Source organism: Variovorax sp. AC103, assembly GCF_979254005.1.
In genome coordinates this window covers 1-16,662 of sequence record NZ_CEEDFC010000035.1, presented here as the reverse complement: position 1 = coordinate 16,662, position 16,662 = coordinate 1, and the positions used below count along the sequence as shown (strand labels likewise).

The 16,662-nt window shown below is 69.6% G+C and carries 12 protein-coding genes and 1 pseudogene; 8 read left to right on the top strand and 5 right to left on the bottom strand.

Annotated elements, in window-relative coordinates; translation table 11 throughout:
• Position 1 precedes the first annotated feature (1 nt).
• Both AC0IYU_RS32755 and AC0IYU_RS32750 read right to left on the bottom strand, forming a co-directional pair.
• Complete coding sequence (locus AC0IYU_RS32755) at positions 2 to 994, bottom strand: Bug family tripartite tricarboxylate transporter substrate binding protein (RefSeq protein WP_472125949.1); 993 nt, start codon at positions 992 to 994, stop codon at positions 2 to 4.
• Between the two features lie 55 nt (positions 995 to 1,049).
• The gene (locus tag AC0IYU_RS32750) at positions 1,050 to 2,081 is read right to left on the bottom strand and encodes a Rieske 2Fe-2S domain-containing protein (protein ID WP_472125946.1); all 1,032 of its coding nucleotides are present in this window, start codon (positions 2,079 to 2,081) and stop codon (positions 1,050 to 1,052) included.
• 155 nt (positions 2,082 to 2,236) lie between these two features.
• Between AC0IYU_RS32750 and AC0IYU_RS32745 the strand changes: the two genes are divergently transcribed.
• On the top strand, positions 2,237 to 3,040 hold the full coding sequence (locus tag AC0IYU_RS32745; protein WP_472125943.1) for an IclR family transcriptional regulator: 804 nt from the start codon (positions 2,237 to 2,239) through the stop codon (positions 3,038 to 3,040).
• 60 nt (positions 3,041 to 3,100) lie between these two features.
• Here the strand turns inward: AC0IYU_RS32745 and AC0IYU_RS32740 are convergent.
• A pseudogene (locus AC0IYU_RS32740) lies at positions 3,101 to 4,352 on the bottom strand (MFS transporter).
• A gap of 92 nt (positions 4,353 to 4,444) precedes the next feature.
• On the opposite strand from AC0IYU_RS32740, the gene AC0IYU_RS32735 reads away from it, so the two are divergent.
• Positions 4,445 to 5,437: a GlxA family transcriptional regulator gene (locus AC0IYU_RS32735; protein ID WP_472125940.1), complete on the top strand. Its 993-nt coding sequence runs from the start codon at positions 4,445 to 4,447 to the stop codon at positions 5,435 to 5,437.
• Here the strand turns inward: AC0IYU_RS32735 and AC0IYU_RS32730 are convergent.
• A complete protein-coding gene (locus tag AC0IYU_RS32730) occupies positions 5,414 to 6,316 on the bottom strand; it encodes a LysR substrate-binding domain-containing protein (protein WP_472125937.1) in 903 nt (300 codons plus the stop codon). The two genes, AC0IYU_RS32735 and AC0IYU_RS32730, sit on opposite strands and share 24 nt — an antisense overlap.
• Before the next feature lie 108 nt (positions 6,317 to 6,424).
• Here AC0IYU_RS32730 and AC0IYU_RS32725 point away from each other — a divergent pair, with 108 nt between their 5' ends.
• Genes AC0IYU_RS32725 through AC0IYU_RS32705 form a run of 5 tightly spaced genes read left to right on the top strand, consistent with a single transcriptional unit; the run spans position 6,425 to position 12,611 of the window.
• Positions 6,425 to 7,396 carry a tripartite tricarboxylate transporter substrate binding protein gene (locus AC0IYU_RS32725; protein WP_472126038.1) on the top strand — a complete coding sequence of 324 codons (972 nt, stop codon included), beginning with the start codon at positions 6,425 to 6,427 and terminating at the stop codon, positions 7,394 to 7,396.
• Positions 7,397 to 7,410: 14 nt separating this feature from the next.
• Positions 7,411 to 9,555 carry an acetate--CoA ligase family protein gene (locus AC0IYU_RS32720; RefSeq protein ID WP_472125933.1) on the top strand — a complete coding sequence of 715 codons (2,145 nt, stop codon included), beginning with the start codon at positions 7,411 to 7,413 and terminating at the stop codon, positions 9,553 to 9,555.
• Positions 9,552 to 10,340, top strand: a complete 789-nt coding sequence (locus AC0IYU_RS32715) for an enoyl-CoA hydratase/isomerase family protein (RefSeq protein ID WP_472125930.1) — start codon at positions 9,552 to 9,554, stop codon at positions 10,338 to 10,340. Before AC0IYU_RS32720 ends, AC0IYU_RS32715 begins: the two co-directional genes overlap by 4 nt.
• Positions 10,341 to 10,345: 5 nt before the next feature.
• Entirely contained in the window at positions 10,346 to 11,785 is a 1,440-nt protein-coding gene (locus AC0IYU_RS32710; protein WP_472125927.1) for an aldehyde dehydrogenase family protein, read from the top strand.
• 13 nt (positions 11,786 to 11,798) lie between these two features.
• Positions 11,799 to 12,611 (top strand): enoyl-CoA hydratase, encoded by an 813-nt coding sequence (locus AC0IYU_RS32705; RefSeq protein ID WP_472125924.1) that lies wholly within the window; start codon positions 11,799 to 11,801, stop codon positions 12,609 to 12,611.
• Positions 12,612 to 12,635: 24 nt separating this feature from the next.
• Here AC0IYU_RS32705 and AC0IYU_RS32700 read toward each other — a convergent pair whose 3' ends face one another.
• Positions 12,636 to 14,276, bottom strand: a complete 1,641-nt coding sequence (locus AC0IYU_RS32700) for an alpha-amylase family glycosyl hydrolase (RefSeq protein ID WP_472125921.1) — start codon at positions 14,274 to 14,276, stop codon at positions 12,636 to 12,638.
• Between the two features lie 32 nt (positions 14,277 to 14,308).
• Here AC0IYU_RS32700 and AC0IYU_RS32695 point away from each other — a divergent pair, with 32 nt between their 5' ends.
• Positions 14,309 to 15,973 (top strand): alpha-amylase family protein, encoded by a 1,665-nt coding sequence (locus tag AC0IYU_RS32695; protein WP_472125919.1) that lies wholly within the window; start codon positions 14,309 to 14,311, stop codon positions 15,971 to 15,973.
• Positions 15,974 to 16,662 lie beyond the last annotated feature (689 nt).

The following is a 16,662-nucleotide window of genomic DNA, read 5'->3' as shown; positions in this document are numbered from 1 at the left end:
GTCATTCCAGTTCGATCTTGAATTGCTTGATGAGCCCGTCCCACTTCGCGTAGTCGCTGCGCAGCAGCTTCGCGAAGTTGGCGGGCGAGGTGCCGGTGGGTTCTATTTCGAGCTCGCGCATGCGCGCGACGATGTCGGGCTGCGCGAGCACGGTGCGCGTGTCGGCGGCAATGCGCTCCACCACCGCGGCAGGCGTGTTCTTCGGCAGGAAGAAGCCGTGCCAGCCCACCAGGTCGTAGCCCTTCATGCCGGCCTCGGACAGGGTGGGCACCTGCGGCATCGACGCCAGCCGGTGCGGCCCGGTCACGGCCAGGATGTGCAGCGACTTGTCCTTCTGCCGCGTCGCCGCCGTGGCCGACGAGACGAAGCCGACGGTCACTCGGCCCGACATCAGGTCGATCAGCATCGGCCCCTCGCCGCGGTAGGCCACGTGGGGCATGTCCACGCCGATGTTCTGCTTGAGCAGCTCGCCGAAGATGTGGCCGGTGGAGCCGATGCCGAACGAGCCGTAGCTGAAGTCGCTGGTGCCCGCTGCCTTCCCCTTGAGGCCGCCCGAGAGCGCCGCCACCGAGGTGTACGGGCTCGCCGACCCCACCGCCAGCCCCATCGGCTGCGTGCCCAGCTGCGTCACGGGCGCCAGGTCCTTGAACGGGTCGTAGGGCAGCTTGCGGTACAGGCTGGCGTTCTGGATGAAGCCCGTCAGGTGCAGCAGGATTGTGTGGCCGTCGGGCTCGGCGCGCATCACCGCCTGCGTCGCGATGATGCCGTTGGCGCCGGTGCGGTTGTCTACGATCACCGGCTGGCCCCACATGCGCGAGAGCTTCTCGGCCATGGGCCGTATCAACGCGTCGGACGCGCCGCCGGCCGGGTAGGGCACGACGATGGTCACGGGCTTGCGCGGGAAGGCGGCGGGCTCGGCGGCTCGCGCCGCGCCGCTCAAGCCGCAGAGTGTCGCCAGCATGGCGGCGAGTGCGATACGTCGTTGGGTGGTCATGGGGGTTGTCTCTGTGTTGTTGTTCAAGGGCTGCGTGCGCGCGCATGGCCGCGGCTCAGGGTTGGGCCTGGCCTTGGCCCTGGCTTTCAGCGAGCGCCATCTTCTGCAGCATGCGGCGCGTGGCCAGCGGCGCCTGGTCGACCGCGATGTCGACCATCGGCGCGCCGGCGCCGTCGGCGAGCACGTTGCGCCACTGGTTCTCCATCAGCACCTTGTCTTCGTGCAGGGTGACCAGGAAGGCATCGGCGAGCCGCTGGGTGATGTCCGTGTCGTCCAGCGCGAAGTCGCGGTACATGGTGGAGAACTTCAGGTGCGTGCCTTCGGTCTCGGGCGTGCAGGGCCCCACCACGCGAATGTTGCGCACCAGCGCCGGGTCGGTGTTGCCCACGGGCTGCGAGCTGATGTCCAGCTGGATGTTGGCGCCCGGCCAGAAGCGGATGGTCTGCGTGCGCCGGGTCTCGCTCCAGCCGAAGAGGCGCTTGAACACCGGCGCGGCCTCGGTGCGCTCCCACTCGCGGTGCACTTCCACGCCGTGCGCCGACACGGTCGTGCGCGGCCTGGTCTCGGCCACGTCCTGCGTGCCGACGGTCTGCTGGTGCGCATAGCTCACGTGCGACAGGTCCATCACGTTCTCCAGGTTGTAGGTGTAGGGCGCCTCCACGCGCAGCGCGTCGCCGCGCCGGCCCACGTAGGCGGGCGAGCTGCAGACGGTCGAGAAGTCGGGCACCGGTGTGTGCGCGGCCAGGGCCTTGTCGCCCATCCATATCCACAGGAAGCTGTCGCGCTCGACCAGCGGGTAGGCCTTGATGCAGGCCTTCGGCGGAATGCGCTGCTGGTTGGGAATGCGCACGCACTGGCCGCTGCCGTCGAACTCCATTCCGTGGTAGCCGCACTGCACGTGGTCGCCCACGCGCTTGCCCAGGTGCAGCGACACGCGCCGGTGGCTGCAGCGGTTTTCAATGGCCGCGGCGCTGCCGTCCTGGCGGCGGAACAGCAGCACCGGCTCGTTCAGCAGGGTGCGCGGGAACAGCGCGTCGCTCACTTCGTGCGCCATGGCGGCGACGTACCAGCAGTTGCGGGGAAACATCGTTCGATCTCCTTCGTGGGGGGCGGGACTGCGAACGAATGTAGGTTTGGCCACCCCGCAGGTGCATCACATATGTGATGAATCGATAGGGGTTAGCGCGAAGCTGCGGCGGGCCGGGGCGCGGCATAGTCGGCTGCCGCACACACCGTTGCCCCATGAAACCCAAAGCTACGCAGGCCCCGTCGAATGCGGCAAACGAAGCGAATGCGCACGCGTCGGAGCGCTCCGAGGTCAAGTCCGCGCGCAGGACGCTGGAAATGCTGGAGTTCTTCGCCGCGCGCCACGGCCCCGCCACCGTGTCCGAGGTGGCGGACGCGCTGGACTACCCGCAGTCCAGCACCTCGATGCTGCTGCGCACGCTGGAGTCGCTCGGCTACCTCATCCACGACACCGCCACCCGCAGCTACCGGCCCACCCTGCGCGTGATGCTGCTGGGCACCTGGATGCACGACGAGCTGTTCGGCCAGGCCAGCCTGTTCTCCAACATGGAGCAACTGCGCCTGCACACGGGCCAGGCCGTGCTGGTGGGCCTGCGCCAGGGCATCCACGTGCGATTCATTCTTTCGCTGCCGAGCCACAAGCCCAACGCGCTGCGGTACTCCGTCGGCGTGATGCGGCCGGTGTGCCTGTCCGCCGCCGGAAAGATGCTGCTGACGCGCGAGAGCGACCGCGAGGTTCAGCGCATCGCGCAGCGCGCCAACGCGCAGGCGACGTCTTCGGAGCAGCGCGTGAACGTGCCGGCGCTCGTGGCCGAGGTTCGGGCGTGCCGCGAGCGCGGGTGGGCGGAAAGCATCCACTACCCTCGCGCCGGCTACGCGAACCTGTCGATGCTGCTGCCGGCCATTGCCGGGCAGCCTCACATGGGCATCACGCTGGGCATGAGCGTCGACACGCTCAGTGCGCGCAAAGGCCCGCTGCTTCGGGCGCTGGAAAACGCGGTGCGGTCGCTGGTGCCCTGACGCGCTTCGTGCCCACCGAGCGCAACCGCTCCCGCGCTAACGAATGCCCTCGCTTCTGCCTCACGCTGCCTTCACCGCCGCCGCATGCCGCGCCGAGCGCACCCAGACGAAGGTCATGCCGGCCGCGAGCAGCACCACCGGCAGCATCGCGGCATTGAGCGGCGCCCAGCCGAAGTGGTCGAGGGCGGGGCCGGCGGCCAGCGTCGCGAAGGCGGTGCACACGTTGCGCAGCAGCTCGGCAGCGCCCTGCGCGCGGCCGCGCTCCTGTGGCCGGTACGACTGCGCCAGCAGCGTGGTGCCGGCAACGAACATGAAGTTCCAGCCCACGCCCAGGCAGAACAGCGCGGCGTAGAAGGCGGGCAGCGTGGTCGAGTTCATCGCGACCACCGAGCACACCACGTTGAGCACCATGCCCAGGCTCACCACCCGCGCCAGGCCCCACCGCTGGATGAGCGCGCCCGCGAACAGCGCCGGCGCATACATGCCCACCAGGTGCCACTGCATGATGCCCGCGCCGTCGTTGATGGAATGGTTGCAGGCCACGGCGGCCAGCGGCGCGGCCGTCATCACAAACATCATCGACACCGAGCCCACCAACGTTGTTGGCCAGCGCGGCAATGAAGATCGGCTGGCGCGCGACGTCGCGCAGCGGCCGCGGCGGGCGCGTGTCGACCGGCGCGCCCGGCGCGGCCTGCGCCTGCGTGTCGCGGTACAGCGCCAGTATCAGCACGACCGACACCGCGCCCAGCACCGCGACCATCAGGTACGCGCCCGCGAACAGCACCGGCGGAAAAAGGTCCTTGCTCCACGCCGCCAGCGCAGGCCCCGCCACGGCCGCGACGACCCCGCCTGCCAGCACCGTCGATACCGCGCGGCTCTTGTCCGCAGCGGCCACGCCGTCGGCCGCCGCCAACCGGTAGAACTGCGCGAAGGCCTGGTACACGCCCACCAGCGCCGTGCCGGCGCAGAACACCCAGAAGTCGTCGTGGAACACCGCCCACACCGACACCAGCCCGCCCGCCGTGCCCGCGAGCGCCCCCAGCGTGAAGCCGCCGCGCCGGCCGATGCGCTGCATGAGCAGCGAGGCGAACCACGTGGCCACCGCGCCCGCCACCGTGATGAGCGCGAACGGCAGCGTGGCCAGCGACTTGTCGGGCGCGAGCATGTGCCCCGTGAGCGCGGTGAGCGTGAGGTCGATGGACACGGCCGCCGTGTAGAGGCCCTGGCAGATCGCGAGCACGCGCGCGTCGCGGCGGCCTGTAGCGGACGTGGCGGACGCAGCGGACGTAGGGGTGGAGGGGGTGTCGGTCATGGAAGGACGTGAGCAAGGCAAGGGCGTTTGACACCATCGACTCTATGCACCGACACTGCGGCAAGAAAGACACATTTCCCTCATAAAGTGACATGACCCATTCCGTCGCCTTCCTGCTCGTTCCCGAGTTCCAGCTGCTGGACATGGCGGGCCCGCTGTCGGTGTTCCAGGTGGCGGCCGAGCTGGGGCGCAAGCGGCGCGGCCCGGCCTACGAGATCTCGGTGCTGTCGGAGCGCGGCGGGCGCGTAACGTGCTCGGCCGGGCTAGAGATACAAACGCGCAGCTGGCGTGGCACCCATACCGATACGCTGGCCGACACGCTCGTCGTGCCCGGCGGCTGGGGCGCGCGAAAGCCCGGCGCCGCCACGCCCGCGCTCATGCAGCACCTGCGCGCCGCGTTCGCGGCCAGGCGGCGCGTGGCCAGCGTGTGCACCGGCGCTTTCCTGCTGGCCGAAGCGGGCCTGCTCGACGGCCGCCGCGCCACCACGCACTGGCGGCAGGCCACGCGGCTGCAGCGGGAGCACCCGAGCGTCACCGTCGATGCCGACCGCTTCTTCGTGCGCGACGGCAACGTGTGGAGCTCGGCGGGCATCGCCGCCGGCATCGACCTGGCGCTTGCCATGGTGGAGGCCGACCTGGGCGCGGACGTCGCGGGCGCCGTGGCGCGCGAGATGGTGGTCTACCACCGGCGCGCGGGCGGGCAGTCGCAGTTCTCGGCGCTGCAAGACCTTGCGCCGCAAAGCGAGCGCATGCGCGCCGTGCTGGCACACATCGGCGAAAACCTGACGGCCGACCTCGGCATCGAGCGGCTGGCCGACGTGGCCTGCGTGAGCCCGCGCCAGTTCATGCGCGCCTTCAAGGCCGAGACCGGGCAGACCCCGGCCAAGGCCGTGGAGCGCATTCGCGCCGAAGTCGCGCGCGCGCACATCGAGGGCGGCGACAGCAGCATCGAAGCGGTGGCGCGGCTCACCGGCTTCGAAGACACCGAGCGCATGCGGCGCGCCTTCGTGCGCGTGTACGGCCAGCCGCCGCAGGCCCTGCGGCGCGTGGCGCGGGCCGGCTCACTGGTCGCGCAGCAGGGCTGACGCGAGCAGGTTCACTCGCGAGGCCACCAGCCGCGCGCCGTCCGACAGCGGCCTTTGCCGCGAGAGGCTCAGCGCAATGGTCCGCCGAATGCCGGGGCTCGCCACCCGGCACGCGCCAAGCAGGCCCGCCTCCACTTCCTGCGCCACCGCCGTCTTCGGCAGCAGGGTGAAGGCGTGGCCGCTGGCCGCTACGTCTTTCATCGACGTGGCGGTGTCCACCTCCATGACGATGTCGAGCTCGATGTTGTGCCGCCGCGAAAGCACGTCGAGCGTGGCGCGCAGGCCGTTGGGCACGGCCGGCAAGACCAGCGGCAGCCCGGCGAGGGCGCGAAACGGCATCGTCGGTCCCGCAAGCTCGGGGCCGCCCGCCTTGCCGACGAGAAACGTGTCGACCTTGCCGAGCACGTCTTCGCCGCGCAGCGCCGAAGAGCCGTAGCGGTTGACGACGATCATGTCGAGCCTGCCTGAGGCCAGCTGATCGTCCAGCGTGCCGCTGAAGCCTTCCAGTACATGCAGGCGCAAGGCCGGCGCCCGCTCGCGAATGTCGGCCAGCAGCCGGGGCAGAAGTTGCCGCGAGAGCGAAGGCAGCACGCCCACATGCACGGTGCCGGTCAGCACGCCGGCCGCCTCGCTCGCGGTGGTGTCGAGCTGGTGCACTTGGTCGAGCACGCGCTTGACCTCCGGGTACATGCGCTTGCCGAAGTCGGACAGCGTCATGCCGCGCCCGGTGCGCTCGAACAGCCGCCCGCCCCACGCGGCCTCGAGCATGGAAATTTGCCGGCTCACCAGCGACTGCGCGGTGTCCGACGCAATGGCCGCGCGCGACAGCGACTGCATGTCCGCCACGAGCAGGAAAGTGTCCAGCTGCTTGAGTTTCATGGTTTCACTTTAATGGAAACCTGAAATCCATTCATTCGCCTTTCTGGAAACGAGCGCGCGTCCTAACCTCGGCGTTGCAAACCATAAAAGGAGACAAGCTTGAAACTCATGCACTCGCTGTGCGCGGCGCTGGCCCTGCCGCTGCTGCTGGCCTCGCCCCTGTCGCACGCCCAGGACACGGCCTACCCCAGGCAACCCGTTACCCTGGTCGTGCCGTTCCCGCCCGGCGGCCCGACCGATTCGATGGCTCGGCTGCTGGCCCAGAAGCTCGGCGACAGGCTGGGGCAGCAGGTCATCATCGACAACCGGGGCGGCGCCGGCGGCGGCATTGCCGCCGAACTGGTGGCGCGCGCACCGGCCGACGGGCAGATGCTGTTCTTCGGCACCACCGGCACGATGGCCATCAACCCCAGCCTGTACAAGAAGCTGCGCTACGACCCGGTGAAAGACTTCGCGCCGGTCAGCCTCATGGCCACGACCATGAACGTGCTGGTCGTCAGCCCGCAGGTGCCGGCGAAGAACCTGGCCGAACTGGTGGCGCTGGCCAAGGCCAAGCCGGGCGAACTGACCTACGGCTCCGCCGGCAACGGCAGCTCCAACCACCTGTCGGGCGAGCTGTTTCGCAGCACCGCGGGCATCCAGATCAATCACATTCCGTACAAGGGCTCCGCGCCCGCGCTCATCGACCTGCTGGGCGGGCGGCTGTCGATGATGTTCGACACCATCGCCCAGCAAACGCAGAACCTCGCCGCCGGCAAGGTGCATGCGGTGGCCGTGACGGGGCCCAGGCGCTCGCCGCTGCTGCCCAACGTGCCGACGGCGCAGGAGGCCGGGCTCAAGGGCTTCGACGTGGCGATCTGGTACGGCGTGCTGGCGCCGAAGGCCACGCCCGCGCCGGTCATCGACCGGCTGCAGCGCGAGATCGCCGCCATCATGGCCGCCGACGACATGAAGAAGCGCATGGAGGCCGACGGCGCCGAGGCGCGCAGTACCACGCCGGGCGAGTTTGCCGCGCTCATCAAGAGCGACACCGCCAAGTGGGCGCCGGTGGTGAAGAACTCCGGCGCCAGCCTCGACTGAATCGCACGCTCCCCATGAATTCCATGCTCGATCCTCGCCTGAAGACGGCGTTCTCGCCGCAACGCATCGCCGTCGTCGGTGCCACCGAAGACCGCAACAAGGTCGGCGGCCGGCCCCTGCACTACCTGCAGCGCTTCGGCTTCCGCGGCGCCATCTACCCGATCAACCCGAAGCGCGAAACGGTGCAGGGCTTGCGCGCGTACCCCTCGCTCGACGCGCTGCCGGAGGCGCCCGACGTGGCGATCGTGGCGGTCGGCCAGGAGGCCGTGGCCGGCGTGATCGACCAGTGCGCCGCGCGCGGCGTGGCCGCGGCCATCGTCATGAGCTCGGGCTTCGGCGAGACCGGCGCCGCCGGCATGGCGCTGCAGCATGCGCTGGTTGCGCAGGCGCGCCGCCTCGGCGTGCGCCTGGTCGGGCCCAACGCGCAGGGCGTGGCCAACTTCCAGACCGGCGCGGTGATGAACTTCAGCACCATGTTCATGGAGGTCGCGCCGCAGGACGGGCCCGTGGCCATCGTCAGCCAGAGCGGCGCGGCCAGCGTGATGCCGTATGCGATGTTGCGCGAGCGCGGCGTGGGCGTGCGCTACCTGGTCGCCTCGGGCAACGACGCCGATGCCTCGGTGTGCGAACTGGCGCTGGCCGCCGCTGCCGACCCCGACATTCGCGTGGTGCTGATGTACATCGAGTCGTTGGGCGACCCGGCGATGCTGGCCGAGGTGGCGCGCGTGGCCGGCGCGCGCGGCGCGGCGGTAGTCGCGCTGAAGTCGGGCCGCAGCGCGCACGGCGCGAAGGCGGCCGCGTCGCACACAGGTGCCATCGTCAACGACGACGTGGTGGTCGACGCCTTTCTAGAGCGCCACGGCATCTGGCGCGCGAGGGACGTGCACGGCCTGGTCAACGCCGTCGAGCTGTACCTCGCGGCGCCGCCGCGGCCTGCCGAGCGGCTGGTGGTCATGAGCCATAGCGGGGCGGTCGGCGTGCTGTGCGCGGACGCGGCCGAGTCGCTGGGGCTGCCGCTGGCGGAACTGGGCGCGCCGGTGGTGAAGGCGCTGGCCGCGATCATGCCCAGCTTCGCGACGGCGCAGAACCCGGTCGACCTCACGGCGTCGCTGATGACCAAAGGGGGCATGTACGCCGACACGCTCGGCGCGCTGGCGGCCGACCCGCAGGCCGACATGTTCCTGGTCGGCGTGCCGGTGGCCGGCGAGGGTTACGACGTGCCGGGCATGGCCCGCGACACGGCGCGCTTCGCGGCATCGCGCGGCAAGCCGACGGCGGTATCGGCGCCGCAGGCGTCGGTACGCGAGGCCTTCCGTGCCGCCGGCGTGCCGGTGTTCGCGCACGAGACCGATGCCATCGACGCGCTGCACCAGTGGAGCCGGCACGGCGCGCTGCTGCGGCAGGCGGCGGCGCGCAGCGCCCTGGCTGGCGCCGTGGCAACGGTGCCTGCATTCCCCGCGATGCATCCAGCGGCCGGGGGCGACGAGCCGCTGCTGAGCGAGGCCGACAGCCTGGCGCTGATTGCCGAAGCCGGCATTCCCACCGTGCCCTACCGGCTGTGCCGCAACGCCGACGAGGCGGTGCAGGCATGGCGCGCCCTGGGGCCGGACGTGGTGGTCAAGGCCTGCTCGGCGCGCATTCCGCACAAGAGCGAGCACGGCCTGGTCTTCGTCGGCCTGCAGACGGCCGAAGCGGTCGTCGATGCCTGGACCCGCTGCACGCAAAAGGTCGCGGCCATGGGCGTGCCGCTGGACGGCGTGATCGTCGCGCAGCGCGTGCGCGGCCGCCGCGAGTTCGCGCTCGGCGTCCGGCAAGACCCGCTGTTCGGCACGGTGGTCATGGTGAGCGACGGCGGCAAGTACGTGGAGGCGCTGCGCGACTTCGTCGTGCTGCTCCACCCGTTCTGCGAGGCCGACGTGCTCGCCAAGCTTCGCAGCCTGCGCATCGCGCCCGTGCTGGCCGGTGTTCGCGGCGAGAACCCGGTCGACCTGCAAGTGGTGGCCCGCGCGGCGGTGGCGCTCGGCGCGCTGGCCGCCGCGCACCCGAAGGCGATCGCGTCGATCGACCTGAATCCGTTGATCGTCGGCGACGAAGGGCAGGGCGGCTGGGCCGTCGACGCGGTGATCGAGCGCGCCGGCACGCAAGGAGCATGGGCATGAATGACACGGTTCTTGTACAGCAGCGCGACGGCATCGCCGTCGTCACGCTCCACCGCCCCGCGGTGATGAACGCGGTCGACCCCGAGCTGCGCCAGGGCCTCACCGACGCGCTGCGAGCGCTCGACGCCGACCCCGCCGTGCGCGCGCTGGTGCTCACCGGCAGCGGCGAGCGCGCCTTCTGCGGCGGCCAGGACCTGGACGAGTCGGCCACCATCGACACCCACACGCTGGCCGGCTGGCTCAGCCGCCAGCATGCGATGTACCAGGCGGTGCGCGACGTGACCAAGCCGATCGTGGCCGCGCTGAACGGCACGGCGGTCGGCGCGGGCTTCCAGATGGCGCTGATGTGCGACCTGCGGGTGGCGCATGCCACGCTGCGCATGGGGCAGCCCGAGGTCAGGGCCGGCCTGGCGAGCGTGGTCGGCTCGTACCTGATGTCGCTGCAGATCGGCCATTCGCTCAACCAGCAGCTGTCGCTCACCGGCGAGCTCATCACCGGGCAGCGCGCCTTCGAGCTGGGGCTGGTCAACGACCTGGTCGAGCCCGCCCAGGTGCTGCCGCGCGCGCTGGAGCGCGCGAGCGCCTTGGCCGCATTGCCGGGCGCCGCGCTGCGCACGACCAAGCAGCGCTTTCGCGAACGCACGCAGCCGGGCTTCGAGGAAGCCTGCAGCGCGGGCATTCGCTACCAGCTCGAGTGCTACTCGACCGGCGAGCCGCAGCGCGTGATGCGCGAGTTCATCGCGCGGCGCGACGCGGCCCGCACCCCGAACCCCCCCAACGAATGACCCGCATGACAAGACACACCCACCTCTTCATCGGCGGGGCCCTGGTGCCCGCGCACGGCGAGCACGACCTGCCCGTGCTCGACAGTTTCACGGAGGCGAGCTTCGCCTCTTACCGCAGCGCGTCGGCGGCCGACGTCGACGCGGCAGTGGCCGCCGCGCGCGGCGCGTTCGAAAGCTGGGCCGCGACGCCCGTGGTCGAGCGCATCGCCGCCGTGCGCCGGGTGGCCGCGGCGCTGCGCGAGCAGGGCGAGGCCCTGGCCATCGCCATCTCGCGCGAGGTCGGCATGCCGCGCAAGCTCGCAGCCCGCATCCAGGTCGGCGCGCCCCTCGCGGCGTGGGACATGTACGCCGACCTCGCGGCCGAATTCGAATGGACATCGCGCATCGGCCACTCGCTGGTGCAGCAGGTGCCCACCGGCGTGGTGGCCTGCATCACGCCGTGGAACTATCCGCTGCACCAGATCACCGGCAAAGTCGCGCCCGCGTTGCTCGCGGGGTGTACCGTGGTGCTCAAGCCTTCGGAGCTCGCGCCCACGAGCGCCTTCCTGCTGGCCGAGGCCGTGCGGCAGGCCGGGCTTCCGCCCGGCGTGTTCAACCTGGTGCACGGCGTGGGCGCAGAGGTGGGAGACGCACTGGTGCGCCACCCCGGCGTCGACATGGTGTCGTTCACCGGCTCGACGCGCGCCGGGCGCCACATTGCATCGGTGGCCGGCAGCGACATCAAGCGCGTGGCGCTCGAGCTGGGCGGCAAGTCGGCCGCGCTCGTGCTGCCCGGGACCGACCTGGCGCTGGCCGTGAAGGCGACGCTGGCCGGCTGCATGCTGAACTCGGGCCAGACCTGCTCCGCGACCACGCGCCTGCTGGTGCCGCGCGCGTCGCTCGCCGAAGCCGAAGGCATCGCGCGGGAGCTGCTCGCCGGCTACCGCATGGGCGACCCGGCGGACGGTGCCACGCGGCTCGGCCCGCTGATCTCCAGGGCGCAGCAGCAGAAGGTGTCGGGCCTGATCGACGAGGCGCTCGCGGCCGGCGCGCGGCGCATCGAAGCCGACACCCCGGTGCCCGCGCATGGCTTCTTCGTGCCGCCCACCGTGCTCACCGACGTCGAGCCCGGCATGGCCGTGGCACGGGAAGAGGTCTTCGGCCCGGTGCTGGTGCTGATGGCTTACGACGGCATCGACGCCGGCATTGCCTTGGCCAACGGCACCGACTACGGCCTGGCCGGCGCCGTGTGGGGCCCTGTCGCCGCGCAGACGCTGGCGGTCGCGCGCCGCCTGCGCGCCGGGCAGGTCGACATCAACGGCGCGCCCTTCAACCCTGCGGCGCCCTTCGGCGGTTTCAAGAAATCCGGCATCGGGCGCGAGAACGGCCGCTTCGGCATCGAGGAGTTCCTCGAGCCGGTCTCCCTGCAGTTGCCGCCGGCCTTCATGGCGTTCACCCCCACCTGATTCGACACACCCCATGACTTTCCAACAGATCATTTACCAGGTCGACGGCCCCGTCGCCACCATCACGTTCAACCGGCCGGGGCAGATGAATGCCCTGACCAAGGTGCTGGAGGCAGAGCTGCGCACCGCCATCGAAACCGCGGGGCGGGACAAGGCCGTGCGCGCCATCGTGCTCACCGGCGCGGGCCGCGCCTTCTGCGCGGGCATGGACATGGAAGAGCTCGCCGTGCTGCCGCCCGAGGACATCCAGGCCGAGGAATGGATGCGGCCCTACGACATGAACCGGCGCGCCGACTACCAGACGCGGTACACCTACTTTCCCGCCGCGCCGAAGCCCATCATCAGCGCCATCAACGGCGCGGCCGCCGGCCTGGGTTTGATCATGGCGCTGTACAGCGACTTCCGCATCGCCTCGGACAAGGCGGTGTTCGCCACCGCCTTCGCCAAGCGCGGGCTGATCGCCGAGCACGGCATCGCCTGGATCCTGCCGCGCATCGTGGGGCATGCCAACGCCACCGACCTGCTGCTGACCTCGCGCAAGATCGACGCGGCCGAGGCCCTGGCCATGGGCCTCGTCAACCGCGTCGTGCCGGCGGACGAGCTGTTGGCGCAAGCGCAGGCGCTGGCCGCGACGCTGTCGAGCGAGGTGTCGCCCCGCTCGGTGCGCGTGATGAAGCAGCAGCTGTGGGAGGCGCCGTGGCAGACCCTGGGCGAGGCCGTGGCGCTCGCGAATGCCGAGATGGTGCAGAGCATTCGCAGCGAGGACTTCACCGAAGGCGTGCAGCACTTCGTGGAGCGGCGGCTTGCGCGGTTCACGGGGCGCTAGCCGCGTGGAGCTGCTCGCTCCCCACTATTCATTGGCACAGGCCAGCACCACGCCTTCAAGCGCCTGCAACGTCAGCAGCCCGCCCTGAAGGCCCGTTCGCTCGGGCCGGGTGCTCGCGAGCACGTCGGCTTTAGCACCGACCACCGACCCATCGACGTCCCGCGGCGCCTCCGCGAAGTTCAGCAGCACCACGAGCCGCCGCTGCGCGAAGGTGCGCGCATACGCCACGACGTCCGCACCCGCGTCCACCGGTTCCCATGCGCCGGCGTGCAACGCGGGCTCCGCGCGCCGCAGCGCGATCAACCGGCGGTACAGCGCGAGCATCGACGCCGCATCGGCCTGCTGCAGCTCGACGTTGTGCGTGGCCCAGTCGTCCGCCAGCCGCAGCCAGGGCCTGCCCTGGCTGAACCCAGCGTGCGCGCCGGTGCTCCACTGCATCGGCGTGCGCTGCGGGTCGCGGCCCAGGCCCTTGCCCGGCTCGTTCTTCTCGAACGGGTCTTGCACCTCATTGGGCGGAATGGGCACGTCGGTCATTCCTATTTCGTCGCCGTAGTAGAGCGTGGGCGTGCCGCGCAGGGTCAGCAGCAGCATGGCCGCGAGCCTGGCGCGCAACGGACCGACGCGACTGGCGATGCGGGGCTTGTCATGGTTGCCGAGCACCCAGTTGGGCGCCGCGCCCGGCGGCAGCGCGGCTTCGTAGTCGTGCACCAGCCGGCGGATGACATCGGCCTGCCACTGCGCGCCGATGAGCTGGAAGTTGAACGGCAGCTGCACGCCCTGCAGCACGCCGGTGCTGTCGAGCCCGTAGTACGCCATCAGGCGCGCCAGCGGCAGGTAGAGCTCGCCGATCAGCACGCGCTCGCCCTGTGCGTCGCTGAAGGCGTCGACCACGGCGCGCATCTCGCGCACGATGTCCTGCACCTCGGGTAGGTCGGCGGTGTACAGCGGCAGCAGGCTGTGCGACGGGTCGCCGCCCGGCACGAACGCCGGGTTGGCCGGGTTGTCGCGAAACAGCGCGTCCTTCACCAGGTGGTACAGCACGTCGATGCGAAAGCCGTCCACGCCGCGGCGCAGCCAGAAGCGCAGCGCCTCGTACATGGCCGCGCGCACGTCGGGGTTGCGCCAGTCGAGGTCGGGCTGCTCGCGCAGGAACGAGTGCAGGTAGTACTGGCCGGTGGCCTCGTCGAGCGTCCAGGCCGGGCCGCCGAAGTTGCTGAGCCAGTTGTTCGGCGGGCCGCCGTCCGGTGCAGGGTCGCGCCAGATATACCAGTCGCGCTTCGGGTCGTGCCGCGAAGACCGGCTCTGCGTGAACCACGGGTGCTGGTCGGAGGTGTGGTTGGGCACGAAGTCGAGAATGACCTTCAGCCCGCGCGCGTGCGCGCCGCGCACCAGTTCGTCGAAGTCCGCCAGCGTGCCGAAGCGGGCGTCGATGCCGCAGTAGTCGGATATGTCGTACCCGAAGTCGGCCATTGGTGAGGGGTAGATCGGCGAAATCCAGACGGCGTCCACGCCGAGCGACACCAAATAATCGAGCCGTTGCCGGATGCCGCGCAAGTCGCCGATGCCGTCGCCGTCACTGTCCTGGAACGAACGCGGGTAGATCTGATAGACGATGCCGTTCTTCCACCAGCTGTCGGGCGACGGGGGGTTTTGCCTGGGGTCCATGTGTGCGAGTCCTTCCCTGAAAGCAGGAATGCATGATCAAAGACCTTTGGTATAAGAACGCCGTCGTCTACTGTCTGTCGGTCGAGACCTTCATGGATGCGAACGGCGACGGATGCGGCGACTTCGAGGGCCTCACGCGCCGGCTCGACTACCTCAACGGGCTGGGCGTGTCCACCATCTGGCTCATGCCGTTCCAGACCTCGCCGGGCCGCGACGACGGCTACGACGTGGCGGACTACTACAACGTCGACCCCCGCTTCGGCACGCTGGGCGACTTCGTGGAGTTCACCCACGCGGCCGCGCAGCGCGGCATGCGCGTGCTGATCGACCTGGTGGTCAACCACACTTCCGACCAGCACCCCTGGTTCCAGGAAGCCCGGCGCGACCGCAACAGCAAGTACCACGACTGGTACGTGTGGGCCGAGCGCAAGCCGCCGCGCGCCGATGACGGCGTGGTGTTTCCCGGCGTGCAGAAATCGACCTGGACCTACGACAAGCTCGCCAGGCGCTGGTACTTTCACCGCTTCTACGACTTCCAGCCCGACCTGAACACCAGCCATCCGATGGTGCAGGCCGAGATACTGAAGATCATGGGTTTCTGGACGCAACTGGGCGTCTCGGGCTTTCGCATGGACGCCGTGCCGTTCGTCATCGCCAGGAAGGGCGCCGACGTGAAGGGCCCCAGCGAGCAGTACGACATGCTGCGCCAGTTCAGGGAGCTGATGCAGTGGCGCAAGGGCGACGCCGTCATCCTCGGGGAGGCCAATGTGCTGCCGAAGACCGACATGCAGTACTTCGGCGACGAAGGTGAGCGGCTGCACATGATGTTCAACTTTCAGGTCAACCAGAACCTGTTCTACGCGCTGGCCAGCGCCGACAGCCGCCCGCTCGCCAAGGCACTGGCCGCCACGCGGCCGCGCCCGGCCACGTCGCAGTGGGGCATGTTCCTGCGCAACCACGACGAGCTCGACCTCGGGCGCCTCACCAAGGCGCAGCGCGAACGGGTGTTCGCGGCCTTTGCGCCCGACAAGGACATGCAGCTTTACGACCGCGGCATCCGCCGGCGCCTGGCGCCCATGCTCGGCAGCGACCGGCGCCGGCTCGAGCTGGCGTACAGCCTGATGCTCACGCTGCCGGGCACGCCCGTGCTGCGCTACGGCGACGAGATCGGCATGGGCGACGACCTGGCGCTGCCCGAGCGCAATTGCGCGCGCACGCCCATGCAGTGGTCCACCGAGCCGCACGGCGGCTTCACCGCCGCGCGCAAGCCAGTGCGCCCGGTGATCAGCGGCGGCGCCTACGGCTTCGAGCACGTCAACGTGGCCGCGCAGCGGCGCGACCCCGAGTCGCTGCTGAACTGGATGGAGCGCGCCCTGCGCATGCGCAAGGAAATTCCGGAGGTGGGGTGGGGCGACTTCGAGGTGCTCGCGCACCCGTCCGCGCAAGTGCTGGTGTTGCGCTACGACTGGCGTAACAACTCGGTGCTGTTCGTGCACAACCTGTCGGAGCAGCCGATGGAGTTCGAGTTGCCGGCGCGCAAGATCGGGCCCGACGGGGCGCGGCTCACCAACCTGCTGACCGAGGCGCACAGCAACGCCGACAAGAAGGGGCGGCACTGCATGCTGCTGGAGCCCTATGGCTACCGATGGTTCAGGGTCGGCGGGCTGGGGTATCTGCTGCAGCGCAGTGAGATCTGAGCGGACCTGAATCAGCCTTTGTAGCGACCCGCCGCCCCTGTGTTGAGTTTCATCGAGTCGGCGCAGAGCGACCGACTCGATGGACTACAAGTGAGGGGATGCGCTGAGGCGACAGAGTGACCAGCGCGATGGGTTAATGGAGGATGTGCTGGGCTTCGCCAACTTTGGCGGCGGGACACTGGTCTATGGGGTGGCGACCTTTGCCGAGCGAGCTAGGAAGCATTGCCGGAGAGGCTGGCTCCCGTGACGGATCCGACGGTAACCGTCGATTGGATTCAGCAAATGATCAACAGCAACTCAGCGCTACGCATCAGTGACGTGCAAGATTGTATTTTTAACATAATTAATGATGATGCGTGGGCGCGTTGGAATGAGTGTGGCAATCTAGCTATGCAATAATGATTATGTTAAAAAATTGCGACAGAAGGGTGCGAGTGCGTTCGCGGCAGCAGCCCAAAGAGGTGGCGCGCGTGATGTTGAGAGTCAGTTGAAGGCGGCGGACCTCGGTCTGCATTGTCGCAAGCTAGGGTCGCGACGAACGTTCCTCGAAGATGGGTCCCGATTTTCCAGGTGTAGATTTAAGCTGCGCGTTGGCGAGATCTCCAAGACTCCTGATAGCCCCTTCCAAGCGCGGGTCGTCGAGATACCCATAGTTAATGCGCAGATGCCGGGTATATCGGCGGTCGGCT